Raw genomic sequence first — 16,304 nt, 5'->3', positions numbered from 1 at the left:
TGATTACTCCGCGCCAAAGATAGGTAGTTTAACAAGTTCTAATGTCGCTTGCTTACGCGCCATACGAATAACTTCTTTAACAGGTTTTAGGTATTCTTCACCTAATTTTTTCCACTGTTTAGTGTTGTTATCCCACACCCAAGCATGTTTCAAGTCAAAAGACTGAGCAACGTAAGTGATACGACCTAACTGACCGATATCAACGTTAATGCTCTTGCCATCAACTTCTAATGTACCTTGAGAAGCAGATACAAGAGAGCTGTATGCTGTTTCAATAGTGTAAGCTTCAAGTACTTGACGGAATTTTTCAGACGTCGTTACAGACGCAGAAACCATGATTTCACGTAGTCTTTCAACACGTCCTAAACGCGTTTCTAGATTAAATGGAACGTCCGCTTTGATGAATTGCTCAAGCGTATCGATCATGCGATACATCAAAGGCACAACGTTTTGTTTCGTGTTATCAATCGTAGCGATTTGACGATCAAACGATTCGATAGAAGCGTTTTGGCTATCAACCAAGCGCGACACGTGATCGTTATACACTTTCATAAGTTCAGTCTCATCAACAACGCTACGGTACTCAGCGATTAGCTCCTGAGTTTGACCATATACATTGTCAATTTTAGTTTGAGACTTAACCGCAGCCTTTTGAATTTGTTGACCTGCTTTTTGCACGTCATTCAAAGGATCTGCAATCACATTGCTGCTTGCAAATGCAAATGCGCCAACCAACGCAGTTGCTACAAGACTCTTTCTGATTTTAACAGACATAGTTCCCAACCAATTAAGTAATGTTACTTTTATAATTTAATTATCCTCCGAGGAGAACAACCCTGATATCTTTTAATAGATATCAACCTTCCAATAATGCTAAATGCAATTAGCGCTGTCAACTTGATGTTTACTAATCGCAGTAAATAAATAGCTAAGTTGATGCTTAAACAAAAGTACCAGCGCACAATCGTTAACATTATTGCAACCAAGCTTTCTCTTAATATTTCTATTAAAGCCTTTTAAGGGGTGTATTTATTCGCATTGCACTGACATAAAACAACATTATTGCAACATTTAGCTAAGCCTGAATTCGCACTGAAAAAAAACGAAAAAAAATACAGATAGATATAACAAAAGTTATTTTTTAGACGATTTCGACACATTTTATCTCTTCGCTAACACTTCATCTGAGAAAACAAACCGTTTGTCGCACAAAAAAACAACACTATATTACCTCAAATACTGCAAACACCCACTTTGTGGGTTCATTCTCAAAGATTTTTTTGAAATGTATTTCCCATAAATAGTAATAATAATCTTAATAATGAGTTCACTTAAGCAAGCCCAAACCAGCCAATCACTCTCGATAATGAAGCTAGCTTTATTTAGCGCTTTAAATTAGTTTTTAACTCTCTTAAATCTATCTAAATTAGACTACTCAAAAAAGTCGCTCTACTGTACAAAAATATACCGAGAATGAGCCTTAGTTCTAATTATCTAACACAGTCGAGGCCTATAAAAGCAATCCCCCATTTCTAGTTGTACCAATCTGCTTAAATAGATCTCATATATAATATCAACCCGCAATAATACTTAATCAATTTGAGAGATTAAATCTGACGCTAACTGCGTTAAAAACTCCTGATATACAACTGCATGGATGCAGGAGGTAGAGCAATGAGGAGCAATTGCCGAGAACAACCCAATAACGAAATTTTGCCTTGTTATCGACACGGTTTTCTTGCCTCAAAATAGATCACTTAATTAAGCAGGTGGATATAAGCAGATTGGTATAATTTGATACTAGTTTAATAAACTATAGAAAATGATTTAACAGCGTTAGAGGCTGGTGAAATTATTGAATTATTCAAGGAATAAATACTTTGGAAGCTTACATTAAAATAAGAAATTTACGTAGATATGGATAGATAGTTTTGAATTTAAGATTAAGGTATTTGTGGGTGATGAAGAAAGGATATGTTGAAAGAGAAGAATTATGGTGAAACAGAAAACTGCTTCACCAAGATGAACTAGAGTTCACATAATAAATTATGCTGCTTCTACGTTCTCAGCTTCAGGGCCTTTTTGACCTTGTTTGATGCTGAATGTCACTGCTTGACCTTCGCTAAGAGTGCGAAAACCAGAACCAGTGATTGCGCTGAAATGTACAAACACGTCAGGACCATTTTCTTGTTCAATGAAACCAAAGCCTTTAGCTTCGTTGAAAAACTTTACTTTACCAGTAACCGACATACTAAATTTTCCTGTAAGTCAATAATTAAAATTCAGCCATATTATTATGGCAATATCCTCCCTGAGTCAATGCTCAAAAATATGGAGGTACAGTACAGGAACAAGTAATAACCTAACCGGTAACCTTAAACGCAGCACAATATCCGTAAATTCAATACATAAAACTCAAAGCAAGGTAAGATTAACACATTATTTTTTTTTTCGCTCTATTAATTGGAAATTTTTTATTAAAAATATATATTTGTTTTAAATCGCCTTTAACTGACTAATTTACAAGCAAAAACTATAAAGTATTATTGTAATATATATTGCTATAAGCGTATGAAAAAGCCCCCTACAACCGCCATATTACCAAAGTGACATTCTTATAATACCAATAACAGAAACATAAAAGCCGCATTAAAAATTAAGCGACTTTTAGTTTGAATATATATTATTAACTATTTAACAAACCAATCAATAGTATCTTCCGCTTTTATAGGCACAACCTCAGAGTCGCCTAGAGTATAGCTTGCTGGTACTTTCCACGGTTTCCTTTCTAATGTAACTGTATCTGTATTACGTGGCAGCTCATAAAAGTCAGGTCCAAAGTGGCTTGCAAACCCTTCAAGCATATCTAATGCTCCAGCATCTTCAAATGCTTCAGCGTATAACTCTATTGCGGCATGAGCCGTATAGGCTCCAGCACAACCGCAAGCAGCTTCTTTTTTGTCTTTATAATGTGGTGCAGAATCAGTTCCTAAAAAGAACTTTTTATTACCACTAATTGCAGCGCCCATCAACGCTTGTTGGTGAGTATTACGCTTGAGGATTGGCAAACAATAATAATGTGGGCGAATTCCACCTGCTAGCATATGATTACGATTATAAAGTAAATGATGAGCTGTAATCGTTGCAGCCACATTGCTTGGCGCATTAACTACAAACTCTACTGCATCTTTGGTTGTGATATGTTCGAGTACAATTTTAAGTTCAGGAAAATCATTTACTACATCCCCTAAAATAGTCTCTAAAAATACTTTTTCACGGTCAAAAATATCAATTGATGAATCAGTAACTTCTCCATGTACTAACAGCAACATACCTACTTTTTGCATTGCTTTTAAAACCGGGTAAATATTTTTTACTGACGTGACACCTGAATCGGAGTTTGTTGTAGCGCCAGCAGGATAAAGCTTTGCAGCTACTATTTTGCCCGTTGCTTTTGCTTTTTTTATTTCGTCTGGTGTCGTTTTATCAGTAAGGTAAAGCACCATTAAAGGCTCAAAGGCACCTTGTGGGCCTGCTGCCATAATGCGTTCTCGATAAGCAAGAGCGGTATCAGTACATGTTGCTGGAGGAACAAGGTTTGGCATAATAATAGCGCGACCCATGTATCTGCTAATGTCTCGTACAGTATCCTTTAGCTGGTCGCCATCACGTAAATGTACATGCCAGTCATCTGGACGAGTGATAGTAAGGGTTGTTACAGAGTTTGTATTATTGCGTGTCATTACTTTGTTCCAAGGCTGAATTTATCCGATCATAGGCATATGATGTTTTCGAGTAAAGATTTTATTAAAAATAATATTTTATATTGATGACACTACCAAGGTGTGTGATTAAAGCCCAATGTTCTAATTCAATAGCACTGGCCCATTGCAATAATTTACAATTAATTAAAGCAATTAATCACACCCCTTCACAAACCATTAAAACCACTCATCGCTTTATTTTGTACAAAAATACGAGATTAGGTTAACTTAACCCTGTATTTAAAAATAAAAAGAATAATATAAATTGCCTATGCCTTACAAAACTGATGCTACTAGAGCTCTTGAAATAAAAACTGATCAACTGAGTATTATAAATCAGTTTTCATCAAGCTTATTACAACTCGATACACTAGAAGAGTTATTTGAGTATGTTACAACGCATGTTGTAAACCGTTTAGGATTTGTTGATTGTGTTATATATCTTGCTGACAATAAAGCAAATACATTAAACCAAGTTGCATCGATGGGTATTGCTCACGCGCGCGACAAATATCAAGCAGAGCGTAAAGTTATCCACTTTAGTGAAGGTATTACTGGTGCTGTTGCAACATCCGGCAAAGCGGTGGTTATAGATGATGTAACAAAAGATAGTCGCTATATTGCTGATGAACGCCCTGCTCAATCAGAGCTATGTGTTCCTCTTATATATAAAGAACAAGTTTTGGGTGTTATTGATTGCGAACATCCAATTAAGAGCTACTTTACTAATGCCCACCTAGAAATACTGACAACCGTTGCTCACTTACTCAGTGCAAAAATCAACCAAGTAAATACGGTAAACAGCTTACAGAAAACAGTTGAACAACTTAATAATGCACAAAAATTAGAAAATAGCTTATTACAAATAGCAAATCTAACCTATAAAGCTAACGACTTAGATACATTTTTTGAAGCCCTTCATTCAATTATCAACAATTTACTTCTCGCTGATAATTTTTTTATTGCGCTATACGACAAAAAAGTAGACATTCTCGATCTCGTTTACATAGTCGAAGAAGGCATAAATTCCAAAACCCATCAAAAAATATCTAAAGAACAACTAAAAGACACAGCCTCGTATTATTTACTGCAAACAGAGCAAACCTTATTACTCGATAAAGACGCGTTTCAAAGTCATATAAATAACGGTGATTTTAAAATGGTGGGTAGGCAGTCTGAGTCTTGGTTAGGCGTTCCATTTAAAACAAGTGATCATATTAGTGGTGTTATTGTCGTACAAAGCTATGATAAAACGCAGCACTACAACGAACACGATAGCACCCTTCTCACCTATGTGAGTCGCCAAATAAGTATGGCTATAGATAGGCAGTTAGCCCGACAAGAGCTTGAGCATAAAGCATTACATGATGAGCTTACCGGCCTTGCTAATCGCTCATTGCTTATTGAGAGAATAAAACATGCTATTTTGTGTTTAACACGTGCAAAAAAAAGCACTAGCCATGCATTGTTGTATCTAGACTTTGACCGTTTTAAAAGTATTAATGATTCGCTTGGGCATGAAGTAGGCGATCATTTCCTTATAAAAATATGCGACCTGATTAAAAGCACAGTAAGAAGCACTGATACATTTGCACGTTTAGGCGGTGATGAATTTGCTATTTTTATGGAAAATATCACGCATAAAAACCAAGTTAATGAAGCTTTAAACAGAATTAAAGACGTATTAGCAAAACCTCTTAATGTAGATAGCCACTTACTTCAGGCCTCTACGAGTATCGGCATTGCCTATGCTGATGATATAAATGATAAAGCTTATATATTACTGCAACAAGCTGATGCTGCTATGTACGAAGCTAAATCGACTGGACGTGGTCAGGTTAAGTTTTTTAACAACGCGATGCGTAAAAAACTTAAAACTCATGCCGATATTGAAAACGATCTACAACACGGTATTGAACACAACGAGTTTGAGCTCTATTTTCAACCCATTTTTACAATAACCACAAGTGAAGTTATCGGATTTGAAGCACTTGTGCGCTGGCACCACCCTACAAAGGGGTTTGTACCACCTAATGACTTTATACCAATAGCTGAAACTACAGGGCAAATTATAAATCTTGACTTACATTTACTCGATTTAGCAGCCCAGCATATTTCAAATTGGCATAAACAAGGGCACCGTTTTTTAAAAGTAACGGTTAATGTATCGTCACGACACTTTGCAAGTCTCGATTTTGTAGCCCAAATACACTCTATTTATAATAAGTACCAATTACCTCTAGGTTCTTTGTGCTTAGAAATTACCGAGTCAGGCTTAATAGAAAATCTAGAGCTCGCCACCCAAATAATCGAGGGGCTATCACCTCTAAAAGTAAAGTTATGCCTTGACGATTTTGGAACAGGTTACTCAGCACTGGGCTACTTACACCAATTGCCTATTCATATTTTAAAAATAGATAAAAGCTTTATTGACCACCTACAAGACTCCACGAACCCTCTAGTTGAAGCTATTTTATCACTTGCACAATCGTTAAAGCTTGAAGTGGTTGCTGAGGGAATAGAAACACCTGAGCAATTAGCTATTTTACAATCGACCGCTTGCAATTACGGCCAAGGCTTTTTAAAGTCAAAACCTGTCACTGCCAAAGAAGCCATATTACTTATTAATAAGCCCTTGTAAAAAACCCCTTATATAAAAGCCAGCGAGTATGTCGCTGGCTCAGGTATTACGTATATAATTTTTATTGGTCTACACTAAAATCATGTAAAAGCTATTTTAGTTTTCCACGTGATTTTACTACCTTAAGCATATAACTAAGTACTTACCCTGCTATTTCTCAAACCTAGCTTTAAACCATAATCTAAAGTAATTTATCCATAAAATCCTCATCTCCAATCATCTATACAGTCGATATTTACGCCGAGATTAAACATATCGTAATTAATAAATTTCAAAATACAACATGAATCAAACTCATCTAAAACTCATCAAACCAGTTTTTGAATGACTTTTATCGATAATAATTCTAATATTTTCGTGATTCGTAGTAATAAGCAGCGATAAACTGAAAACCTTTAGCCATCTAGACGTTGAAACGTTTTTTATATAGGCGTAGTATGTAGCTAATCTGAGCTAAACTCACTTTTACCATGAGAATTTTTAAAGATGATTGGTCTTAAACACCTAAAAACGATAGCTACCTTAAAAGAAACAGGATCTTTGGTTAATACAGCGCGCGAGTTGTTTTTAACACAGTCTGCTTTATCTCATCAAATCAAAGATTTAGAGAACAAACTAGATTGCCAATTATTCGAGCGTAAAACTCAGCCTGTCCGCTTTACACCCCAAGGAATGTTATTACTTGAGCTAGCTCACGAAATATTGCCAAGAGTAGAAGCAACTAAATGCCGCTTAAAGGAAAGTTTAAACCAGCCGATTTCTCAACTGCGTTTAAGTGTGGAGTGCCATGCATGTTTTCATTGGCTATTACCTACCATTAAAGAATTTAATAACTTTTGGCCTGATATAAAAATTGATTACGAACGCGGCTTTAGTTATGACGCAATTCCTGATTTATTAAGCGATGAACTCGACCTTGTTCTGACATCTGACATACGTGAACCCGATGCATTGGAATACGCACACTTATTTGATTTTAAATTAAAGCTTATTGTGGCGCCGGATCATGAACTTGCTAAAAAAGCGTATGTAACCGCACTTGATCTGAAAAACGAAACTATTATTTCATACCCTATCCCGCGTGAACGCCAAGATATATTTAAGCATTTCATTCAAAATGCTCGTTTTGACGGTACGTTAAAAACGGTTGATCAAGGGTTACTTATTTTTCAACTAGTGAGTGCTGGAATGGGTGTTGCGGCTTTACCTGATTGGCTAGTTACACCTTACGAGAGCCAAGGCCTAATAAAGTCAATTCCTTTGGGCGCTCTTGGCCTTACTCGTCCTATGTATTTAGCAATGAAAAAAGACATGAAAGACAACCCTGTTTATCGTCACTTTTTAAATACGTGTAAGTTAAATAACGGTCGATAATCATCAATATAATGAGTAATATCGCTGTAATTAACTCTACAGCGTTTAACTCTTATGTTTGTTATTAAAAAAATGATTGGTGGCTTGCTAATGCCACTGCCTCTATTTGGTTTATTTGCGTGCCTGATGCTACTACTTGCATTTAAAGGTCGTAAATCAGCTCTCTTCTTATCAACTTTAAGCTTAGTTGTATTGCTTGCATTGAGCACACCCTTTATCGCCAATTTAATTATCCACAATAATGAACCTGTGTCGCTTGCATTTAATACCTTAAAGCATCCAAAAATAGACAAAATAGTCGTGCTCGGTTGCGATATAAATCCAAATTCGGCTTTAAGTTCAAATAATCAATTAGGTAATTGTGCACTAACGCGCTTAGTAGAAGGTGTAAAACTAGCAAAGCACTACCCTAATGCAGAGCTTATCGTTTCAGGAGGAGGTTACCAAAATACCACTAATAGCGGGCTTATGTATCAAACGGCAATTAGTTTAGGAATTAATAAAAGTCGAATGCTCCAAAATCCTAAAGCGATGGATACCGCAGCAGAAGCTAAATTATTAGCACCTAAATTAGTTGATTTTAAAGTCGCCCTAGTAACATCTGTGCTGCACATGCCCCGCGCCAAAGACTTATTTAATACTCAAGGTATTGAAGTAATAACCGCAGCCACTGATTACCATAACTTTGCTGTATTACCGTGGCATAAACAATTTATACCTAATGCTCAGGCTTTGTTGGTAGTAACGCAGTATGCTCATGAAGTAATTGGAAATGCATGGATCACAGTGCGCCGCTGGGCAAACCCAGAAGCGCTTTAGTTTATTCACTAAGAAACAGATATTACTAAACAGGGTTGTCTATATCTATAAACGTGACGTCAAAGCCATGTTCTTGAGCAAGCAACTCACCCAAAGCTTTTACGCCATAGCGCTCTGTTGCATGATGCCCAGCTGCAAAAAAATCAATATTTTGCTCACGAGAGCTATGAATAGTTTGCTCCGATGCCTCACCCGTTAGGTAGGCATCAATGCCTTGCTCTGCAGCTAAGTCAATATAACCTTGCCCACCACCAGTACACAGTGCAATGGTTTCAATTTTAGCTAAGCGCACGAGGCTTGTAAGTGGTGTTCGGTTAAGCACTTTTGCGATTTTATCTGCAAACGCTTTACCACTTAATGGTGTTTTTAAACGCCCTTTCATTGCTACGCTATTTGAAGTTGGCTCTAGTCCTGTTTCAATTTCAATATCCAATAACTTTGCAAGTTGCGCGTTATTGCCAACTGCTGGATGAATATCGAGTGGTAAGTGATACCCAAATAAATTAATATCATTTGCTAGTAACGCAGTTATACGACGCTTCTTCATTCCCGTTATTGGCTGAGATTCTCCTTTCCAAAAAAATCCATGATGAACTAAAATAGCATCTGCTTGTTGCTCAATGGCAGCATCTATTAAAGCTTGACTTGCGGTTACACCCGTCACAATTTTTTTAATTTCGTTTTTACCTTCAACTTGTAAGCCATTTGGGCAAAAATCTTTAATTAATTGAGGTTTTAAAATGTCATTTAGGAGTTGGTTAAATTCTCTACGTTGCATATAACTTACCTTACTTAGCACTGAATTTTGTGCAAATTTTGGCGTTTATAGCTCTAAAATGGAAGGAAAATCGCAAAAAATTGAAAAACTGTTTTAAAATAGGTATAAATACGGCTTCTTTATCTGTGTTCACAACGTATAGGGTCTCTGATGAGCAAACTAGACAAAACAGAAGTGTTATCTGCCTTTGAAGCAGCGTACGAAACTGCCAATGGTAAAAAACCTGAAATCACAACTAAACCTGGTTGGTACAGCATCGATGGCGGTAAAAATTTACGCCTAGCTGACGTAGCAGAGCTTACTAAAAAGTTAAACTCTGGCAAAACAACTAAAACGAAAAAACCAAAAGCAGCTGCGCCTGTTAAAGCACAGAAAAAAGCGCCATTCACTGTTGTTACCGAAAACGAAGAAGGTTACACAGCGGAAGAACTTTGGATTGTAATTTTAGCTCGTAAAGATCATGACTGTCGCTTACCGCGCGGTGTTGTTTAATCAACATTTATGATTTTTAAAAGAAACCGCGTTAAGCGGTTTTTTTATGCCCGCTATTTACCGAAGAAGACAGTAACCACTTTGCAGCAAAGCCACAAATAACAATAAACATCGTCCCGACTAATACTGGCATAATCAAAAAGTCCCAACTTTGCCCTGATACAATAATCAAAATAGGGTTAGCACCCGCCGCAGGATGCACTGTTTTAGTGAGCATCATGAGTGTAATTGCAACACCAACAGCTAATGCAATAGATACACTACCATCACCAACATAAGTAACAAAAACAATCCCTACAAATGCTGTTAGAAGATGGCCAACAATCACGTTTTTTGGCTGTGCTAATGGGCTATTTGGAATACCAAACACAAGTACCGCCGTTGCACCAAAAGGTGCCATCAACCATAGCCCGTAGTCTCCCATATTATTAAGCCAAGCTAAAAACCCCAATACCAGCGCTGAAAAAAAGCCAGCAATACAGGCTGATTTAATATTTTCAATATTCATGTTACACCTTTAAATAAAGATAGACAGACTTGTCTACCTGGCAAGAATAGACAAGTCTGTCTACTTATGTCAAGATATACTTCGGCTAATATTTAAGGGATTTTATGAATAAACGAGAGCAAATCATTACAACAGCACTTAATCTCTTTTATAACAAAGGTATACATGCTGTGGGTATTAATGAAATTCTAGCCGTTTCAGGTATCGCTAAGAAAACGCTTTATAATCACTTCTTAAGCAAAGATGATCTAATACTTGCTTGCTTAGCCATGCGTGATAAAAATTTTAATAATTGGCTAAAACAAACCTGTGAAAAACAAAATGCCTTTGACGTAGCTAATGGATTATTTGCAGGGTTAACGAGTTGGTTTAATAATGCAGTGCCTGAATTGGGTGATTTTAATGGGTGCTTTTTTATAAACGCAGCAGCTGAATATCCATTTCCAGCACATTCTATTGCAATACAGTGTAAAGCACATAAACACGCTGTGCTTAAAATTATATTGAATGCTTTACTTGCCACTCCTCAGCTAAGAAATAATAAAGTTAAAGCCGAAAATATCGCACAAACATTATTTACTTTAAAAGAAGGGTTAATATGCCAAGCGCGTGTTATGCATAATCAATCACTCGTAATGCCAAGCACTGCGTTGCTAAAACACATAATACAAAGCTAAAAAAAGCGGCTAATAGCCGCTCTTAAAAAGTTAAAATAAATTATAGCTTTTCGAAGTAAAGCGGTTGACGTTCTTTTTTACCCACTTCATTCATCGTTTCTGCATTAAATAATCGACCATTGATCATGGTGTAATCAACTTTATCCGAATCTCGAATGTTTTTAAGCGGATCGCCATCTATCACCATTAAATCGGCAAGTTTGCCCACTTCAAGCGAGCCTACGTTTTTATCAAGTCCTAAATACTTAGCCGGATCGATTGTTGATGCACGTATAGCCTCAAGTGGAGTCATTCCGCCTTGTGCAAACATCCACATCTCCCAGTGTGCACCTAAGCCTTCACGCTGACCGTGAGCACCTAAGTTAACCAATACACCTAAGTCTTGCAGCTCAGCAGCAACACGTGCGTTATTAAAGTGGTTATAATGATGATCAGGTGCCTTAATACGGCGCATTGAGCGTGGTAATAATTGATTTTTAGGCACAAATTTACTTAAACGCGGGTGATTCCACACATCAGTTTTATCGTACCAGTAGTTCTCACCCCAAATGCCACCATAAGCCACAACTAAAGTTGGCGTATAACCAACATCACTTTGCGACCATAACTGCTTTATATCGTCGTATATGTTCTCTACAGGGATTGAATGCTCGATACCTGTGTGTCCATCTACAATCATACTTAAGTTATGTTGTAATAATGAGCCGCCTTCAGGGACAACCATCATTTCAAGCATCCGGCCTGCTTCGATAACTTGTTGGCGCTGCTCACGGCGAGGCTGGTTATACGATTTAACACTAAACGCACCTACTTTTTTAAGGCGCTCTAAATGAAATTTTGCATCGTCTAACGAGTCAATATGCGAAGTATAACCTGGCATATTTGCGCCGTATAAAATAGTACCGGTTGAGAAAATACGCGGGCCAACAATCATGCCTGCCTTTTGCATTTCGCTTGCGGTAAATATTTCTGAAGTATCGTTTGATGGATCGTGAATTGTAGTTACACCCAGCGCTAAACCTGCAAAGTTTTTCCAGTTTTGCTCAGGTATAATTTCGTCACTTGCTTGCGAGCCATGTGCATGAGCATCAACAATACCGGGCATAATTGTTTTGCCTGTTACATCAATAACCTCAGCACCTTTAGGGATGCTTATATCGCTGGCTGTACCAATTGCTTTAATATGCTTGCCATCAGTGATAATTACACCATTTTCAATAACCTTTTCGCCATCCATAGTTATAATTTTTGCACCAGTAAGCGCAATCATTCCCTTTGGCTCAGCCATTTTTTTACTAAAACCGATGTTATCGCCACTTTTTACTTTAAAATCGGCATCTTCGGCTTTATTAATAGCAAACATGCCATCAAGGCTTGCATGATAAAGCTCTGCACCTAATGTCCAGTAAAGCGTGTTGCTTTTAGCACTCCAGCTAATATTTTCACCCGCACGTACCGATAGCTGCTCTATTGGAAATTGACTATCTTTAGGCCCAATATTAATTGTTTTACCACTTTGGACAAACGGCGTTACAAATACTTTAAATCGCTCCGCAAACGCGAGGTATTTACCATCTGGCGATACTCTAAATTCAGTCGCATGCTCTGACTCGTATAATTTGCGAACTTTTTTACTTTCAAGCTCAACCACACTTAGCGTTGGCTTTGGCCAAGGACTCATTATAAAAACGCGATCGTTTGCATCACCAAATTGAGGCTGATAACCACTTTTTGAAATCAGCTCACTTTTCCCGCCTTTACTACTTACGCTATATATACCGGGGTTAAGTGACCACTTAGGGTTTAATATGCTGCCACCGGTGGCTTTTCGATAAACAACCATTTTACCATTTGGACTAAACGTAGGCTCTACGTACTTACCTGGCTCTTTCGTAATTGTATCGCCACGACCACTGCGCGCAGACACCACACGCACTGAGCCTTGCTTGTTATCATCCCATGTGGTGTAAACTATTTTTTTACCATCACGAGAGTACTGCGGGAATAATTCATAATGATCAGTTTGCTTTGTTAAACGCTTAATTTTACCCGATTCTAAATCGCGTTTATAAATGTGCCCAAGTGCTTCAAAAATGGCCGTTTCGCCATCAGGACTTACTTGCACGTTACGCAGCATTTTTACATCAAACTCATCAGTATCTAAGTTTTGTGTAAAGCGCACCGCTTTTTGAATTTTTTTAGTCGTTTGCACTTTAAAAGGAATGGTTTTCACAGATTTATCGGCAACATCTAGCTTGTGAATTGTACCACCAGCCCAAAATACCAATTCTTCGTTATCGGGTGTCCATGCAATGGTTGGGTAAACCCCGTGAATAGCCCATGTTTCTTGCATGTCTCGCTCAAGTTTATCGTAAAGCTTAGTGTGCTCACCACTGGTTAAATCATATAAATAGAGGCTTGTTTGAAAGTCATCACGCTTTATATACGCCAATTTTTTTCCATCTGGCGACGGCGTAGGCCTAATAGCACCACCCATCGTATCGATTACGGTTTCAATTTCACCTGTTTCACGGTCGTAGCGCTTAATTTTATAAATACCCGCTACAGAATCTTTTGAGTAATGAAATGTTTTACCGGGTGTTGCATCATGCGAAAAATAAACATAACGACCATCAGGTGAAAACATAGGCTCACCTAAATCTTTTTGATCGTTCTCTCGTTTTGTAAGCTGTACACCCTTGCCGCCCGCTTTGTGATACAACCACACTTCACCCGCACCGAGTGAACGACTCGCCGTAAAGTGCTTACGTGCAACTAAGTAATCCCCATCAGGGCTCCATGCAGGACTATTTAACAATCGAAAGGTTTCGTCAGTAACAGCGTGTTGATTTTCGCCATCTAAGTCCATTATCCAAATATTATCGCCGCCACCTTGATCTGACGTAAACGCAATACTTTTACCATTGGGGCTAAAGCGAGGCTGCATTTGCCATGCAATATCAGAGGTGAGTTTTGTTGCTGTACCGCCACTCAATGGCATAGTGTAAATATCGCCAAGTAAGTCAAATACCACTGTTTTACCATCTGGGCTTACATCGATATTCATCCATGTACCTTGCTCAACACTTATTGCAGCGTCAACAAATTGCCCTTTAGGTGAATCTACTTGCCATTTTTGTTCTTCTTTTTCAGCGGCATTCACTTGCCCTATCGCTAATGACACTGAAAGCGCCAATACTGTATGAAGCATTTTTTTCATGCGTTTCTCGCTTGTTATTGTTGCAGTAAAAACTATTTTACATGATTGCAACAAAAACAAACGCAACTTGCCAGCGTTATATGATAAAGCGCGGTTTATATAGGTTTAATGCCAAACAATAGGGTCAAATTGATAGTAATTAACCAACATACTATAAATTTCAGGATCGTACCGGCGAAGCTCTGCGGGCTTTTCGAGGAAGGTTTCGGTTATAACAGCAAAAAACTCAGCTTCATTAGTCGCACCGTAACTGTGAATAACGTGCGGCATGCTATAGGCAACATGACTTTTTAACTGAGTAAACGCGCGGCTAAATATTCGGCCCCACTCAGCGTAATCTGCTGAGCTTTTTAAAATGGGTGTGCCTGTCGTTTTACCTGTTTCTTGATCAAGTTGATGCGCAAATTCATGAAAAACTAAATTATGTCCATCGCTTGGTAAACGATTACCCTCAAGCACATCATGCCAACTGAGTACAAGTGTGCCACCAGGCCATGATTCGCCTAACCTTACTGTATTATGGTAACTAACAAGTCCTGCACTATCGCGGGTTGATTGCGGTGCATAATAAGCACTTGGGTACAATAAAATTTCTTTTACATTTTTATACAACGGCCACGGTTTGTTGAGCACTAATACACACGCATCAGCCGCTACAATTAGCTTCATTGCGGATGTTAGTTTTAAGCCATCACAACCCACAAAGCGTTTTTCGTTTAAAAACCACGTTATGTGTCGCTCTAATTTCTCTCTGTCGGCATCGGTCATTTTTTTATAGATAGGCATACAACGCAATAAAATATCTTTTTGCTGTGAATTTAAAGCAAAGTCTTTATATTTCCTGCGCCATAGTCGATTCTGAATTGATGGCCAACGCCAGAAAATCACCACAAAAAGAATTAAAATAAAGATTAACAGTCCATTTATCATGGGTATTTCCTGAGCTAAGGTATGGTATATAAATATGTCCAGCACGCATGCTTTTCAACTATATAAAGTTATGTATTTGAATATAAAGTAATTCACATCGCATTGCTTATAGATTACTTATAAATTGTTTACTGCTTTGCACTGCCGCTAAATGATGTATTTAAAGTGAACCTCTGCAAAAAGTGTCAAAGGTCCCCTGCAAAGTGTTTATAAATTTTGCTACGTGTAAACCATCCATTAATGAGTGGTGTACATCGATAGCTAAAGGCATTGTGCCCGTGTGTTTATCAAACTGTCCAAATACGAATTTAGGAATACCTAAACTCTCCCCTTCACTAAATGCATGCGAAAACGCACTAAAATTTAGCCACGGCAAAACAGATATATGAATTAAATCGGCCTGCCCTTCTGTTTGGGAAAAGGCATCTGAGAATAACGGCTGTAATTTCGCTTTTTTGCTTACATCATTTGCATGGCTTGCAAACTCTTCAAAATCGCTTGTGCTATTAAAATAACTAAAAACAAACGTATCGTTTTCAGATAGTTCAACCACACTTGCGCGAACACTGTTAAGTAGCCATGGCTTACTATCTATAATACGTAGCATTATTGAGTCGTACTCATGGCACGCTTTTAAGGTGCAATATACATACGCTTGAAAAAAAGAAAGTTGATTGGTTTTGCAATAATCGTAAAGTGCTTGAGCATCTAAACGTACGCACACATTAAAATAAGGCTGAGAGAAGTTTTTAAATAACTCAAAATGTTGTTTTCTAGGCCAATTATCTAAATCGATAGGCTGCATGAGAGAAGTTGAGGGAGTCATAATGTGCCGCACAAAATTAAAAATAAAGTGTACCGCTGTTCAATAGTAATTGCATTAGGCCTGTTAATCTTTCAAGGTTAAATCCGCAAAGATCAACGCCCCTTAACTTACAGACAAACAAAAGGTGTGCAATTGCACTAATGCCGTTCACTTAAGGTGAGCGGCTTTTTTATTTCTAGCGTACCGCTGCGGTCTTGCCTTGACTGAGCGAGGAAAACTTCGCTCCCTTCGAGGCTCTAGAATGAGGCTTTCTGCCATCGTATAAAAGTATTTTA

At 37.8% G+C, this 16,304-nt stretch carries 13 protein-coding genes; 5 read left to right on the top strand and 8 right to left on the bottom strand.

What is annotated here, in order from left to right; all coding sequences use genetic code 11:
• Positions 1-3: 3 nt before the first annotated feature.
• The 3 genes from I6F53_RS07225 to pyrC form a co-directional block, all read right to left on the bottom strand.
• Positions 4-774, bottom strand: a complete 771-nt coding sequence (locus tag I6F53_RS07225) for a DUF3450 domain-containing protein (RefSeq protein WP_010553386.1) — start codon at positions 772-774, stop codon at positions 4-6.
• A gap of 1,272 nt (positions 775-2,046) precedes the next feature.
• A complete protein-coding gene (locus I6F53_RS07220) occupies positions 2,047-2,250 on the bottom strand; it encodes a cold-shock protein (RefSeq protein WP_002961702.1) in 204 nt (67 codons plus the stop codon).
• Positions 2,251-2,690: 440 nt separating this feature from the next.
• A complete protein-coding gene (gene pyrC, locus I6F53_RS07215) occupies positions 2,691-3,743 on the bottom strand; it encodes a dihydroorotase (RefSeq protein ID WP_197239033.1) in 1,053 nt (350 codons plus the stop codon).
• A 292-nt stretch (positions 3,744-4,035) separates the two neighbouring features.
• Between pyrC and I6F53_RS07210 the strand changes: the two genes are divergently transcribed.
• From I6F53_RS07210 to I6F53_RS07200, 3 genes are all read left to right on the top strand, one after another.
• The gene (locus I6F53_RS07210) at positions 4,036-6,405 is read left to right on the top strand and encodes a bifunctional diguanylate cyclase/phosphodiesterase (protein WP_197239032.1); all 2,370 of its coding nucleotides are present in this window, start codon (positions 4,036-4,038) and stop codon (positions 6,403-6,405) included.
• A gap of 486 nt (positions 6,406-6,891) precedes the next feature.
• On the top strand, positions 6,892-7,779 hold the full coding sequence (locus tag I6F53_RS07205; RefSeq protein WP_197239031.1) for a LysR family transcriptional regulator: 888 nt from the start codon (positions 6,892-6,894) through the stop codon (positions 7,777-7,779).
• Between the two features lie 54 nt (positions 7,780-7,833).
• Complete coding sequence (locus I6F53_RS07200; protein WP_197239030.1) at positions 7,834-8,598, top strand: YdcF family protein; 765 nt, start codon at positions 7,834-7,836, stop codon at positions 8,596-8,598.
• Positions 8,599-8,623: 25 nt separating this feature from the next.
• Here I6F53_RS07200 and I6F53_RS07195 read toward each other — a convergent pair whose 3' ends face one another.
• A complete protein-coding gene (locus tag I6F53_RS07195; RefSeq protein ID WP_197239029.1) occupies positions 8,624-9,376 on the bottom strand; it encodes a Nif3-like dinuclear metal center hexameric protein in 753 nt (250 codons plus the stop codon).
• Positions 9,377-9,526: 150 nt separating this feature from the next.
• Between I6F53_RS07195 and I6F53_RS07190 the strand changes: the two genes are divergently transcribed.
• On the top strand, positions 9,527-9,868 hold the full coding sequence (locus I6F53_RS07190; RefSeq protein ID WP_002961684.1) for a hypothetical protein: 342 nt from the start codon (positions 9,527-9,529) through the stop codon (positions 9,866-9,868).
• Positions 9,869-9,899: 31 nt separating this feature from the next.
• On the opposite strand, the gene I6F53_RS07185 is transcribed toward I6F53_RS07190, so the two are convergent.
• The gene (locus I6F53_RS07185) at positions 9,900-10,376 is read right to left on the bottom strand and encodes an HPP family protein (protein ID WP_197239028.1); all 477 of its coding nucleotides are present in this window, start codon (positions 10,374-10,376) and stop codon (positions 9,900-9,902) included.
• 104 nt (positions 10,377-10,480) lie between these two features.
• On the opposite strand from I6F53_RS07185, the gene I6F53_RS07180 reads away from it, so the two are divergent.
• Complete coding sequence (locus I6F53_RS07180; protein ID WP_197239027.1) at positions 10,481-11,053, top strand: TetR/AcrR family transcriptional regulator; 573 nt, start codon at positions 10,481-10,483, stop codon at positions 11,051-11,053.
• 40 nt (positions 11,054-11,093) lie between these two features.
• Here I6F53_RS07180 and I6F53_RS07175 read toward each other — a convergent pair whose 3' ends face one another.
• The 3 genes from I6F53_RS07175 to I6F53_RS07165 all read right to left on the bottom strand — a co-directional run bounded on the left by I6F53_RS07175 (position 11,094) and on the right by I6F53_RS07165 (position 16,008).
• Complete coding sequence (locus I6F53_RS07175; RefSeq protein ID WP_197239026.1) at positions 11,094-14,273, bottom strand: amidohydrolase family protein; 3,180 nt, start codon at positions 14,271-14,273, stop codon at positions 11,094-11,096.
• A gap of 105 nt (positions 14,274-14,378) precedes the next feature.
• Entirely contained in the window at positions 14,379-15,203 is an 825-nt protein-coding gene (locus I6F53_RS07170) for a M90 family metallopeptidase (RefSeq protein WP_197239025.1), read from the bottom strand.
• A gap of 160 nt (positions 15,204-15,363) precedes the next feature.
• Positions 15,364-16,008, bottom strand: a complete 645-nt coding sequence (locus I6F53_RS07165; protein WP_197239065.1) for a chloramphenicol acetyltransferase — start codon at positions 16,006-16,008, stop codon at positions 15,364-15,366.
• Positions 16,009-16,304 lie beyond the last annotated feature (296 nt).

Source organism: Pseudoalteromonas sp. SWN29 (assembly GCF_015864465.1).
Classification (GTDB): Bacteria; Pseudomonadota; Gammaproteobacteria; order Enterobacterales; family Alteromonadaceae; genus Pseudoalteromonas.
Note: the sequence above shows the minus strand (reverse complement) of the source record. Positions and strands in the feature narration are given on the sequence as shown.

Excerpts from the sequence above, each read along its gene's own strand:
- I6F53_RS07175 (WP_197239026.1), bottom strand. The coding sequence starts at position 14,273 with ATGAAAAAAATGCTTCATACAGTATTGGCGCTTTCAGTGTCATTAGCG.
- I6F53_RS07210 (WP_197239032.1), top strand. The coding sequence starts at position 4,036 with ATGCCTTACAAAACTGATGCTACTAGAGCTCTTGAAATAAAAACTGAT.
- I6F53_RS07165 (WP_197239065.1), bottom strand. The coding sequence starts at position 16,008 with ATGCAGCCTATCGATTTAGATAATTGGCCTAGAAAACAACATTTTGAG.
- I6F53_RS07170 (WP_197239025.1), bottom strand. The coding sequence starts at position 15,203 with ATGATAAATGGACTGTTAATCTTTATTTTAATTCTTTTTGTGGTGATT.
- I6F53_RS07190 (WP_002961684.1), top strand. The coding sequence starts at position 9,527 with ATGAGCAAACTAGACAAAACAGAAGTGTTATCTGCCTTTGAAGCAGCG.
- I6F53_RS07185 (WP_197239028.1), bottom strand. The coding sequence starts at position 10,376 with ATGAATATTGAAAATATTAAATCAGCCTGTATTGCTGGCTTTTTTTCA.
- I6F53_RS07205 (WP_197239031.1), top strand. The coding sequence starts at position 6,892 with ATGATTGGTCTTAAACACCTAAAAACGATAGCTACCTTAAAAGAAACA.
- I6F53_RS07225 (WP_010553386.1), bottom strand. The coding sequence starts at position 774 with ATGTCTGTTAAAATCAGAAAGAGTCTTGTAGCAACTGCGTTGGTTGGC.
- pyrC (WP_197239033.1), bottom strand. The coding sequence starts at position 3,743 with ATGACACGCAATAATACAAACTCTGTAACAACCCTTACTATCACTCGT.
- I6F53_RS07195 (WP_197239029.1), bottom strand. The coding sequence starts at position 9,376 with ATGCAACGTAGAGAATTTAACCAACTCCTAAATGACATTTTAAAACCT.
- I6F53_RS07200 (WP_197239030.1), top strand. The coding sequence starts at position 7,834 with ATGTTTGTTATTAAAAAAATGATTGGTGGCTTGCTAATGCCACTGCCT.
- I6F53_RS07220 (WP_002961702.1), bottom strand. The coding sequence starts at position 2,250 with ATGTCGGTTACTGGTAAAGTAAAGTTTTTCAACGAAGCTAAAGGCTTT.
- I6F53_RS07180 (WP_197239027.1), top strand. The coding sequence starts at position 10,481 with ATGAATAAACGAGAGCAAATCATTACAACAGCACTTAATCTCTTTTAT.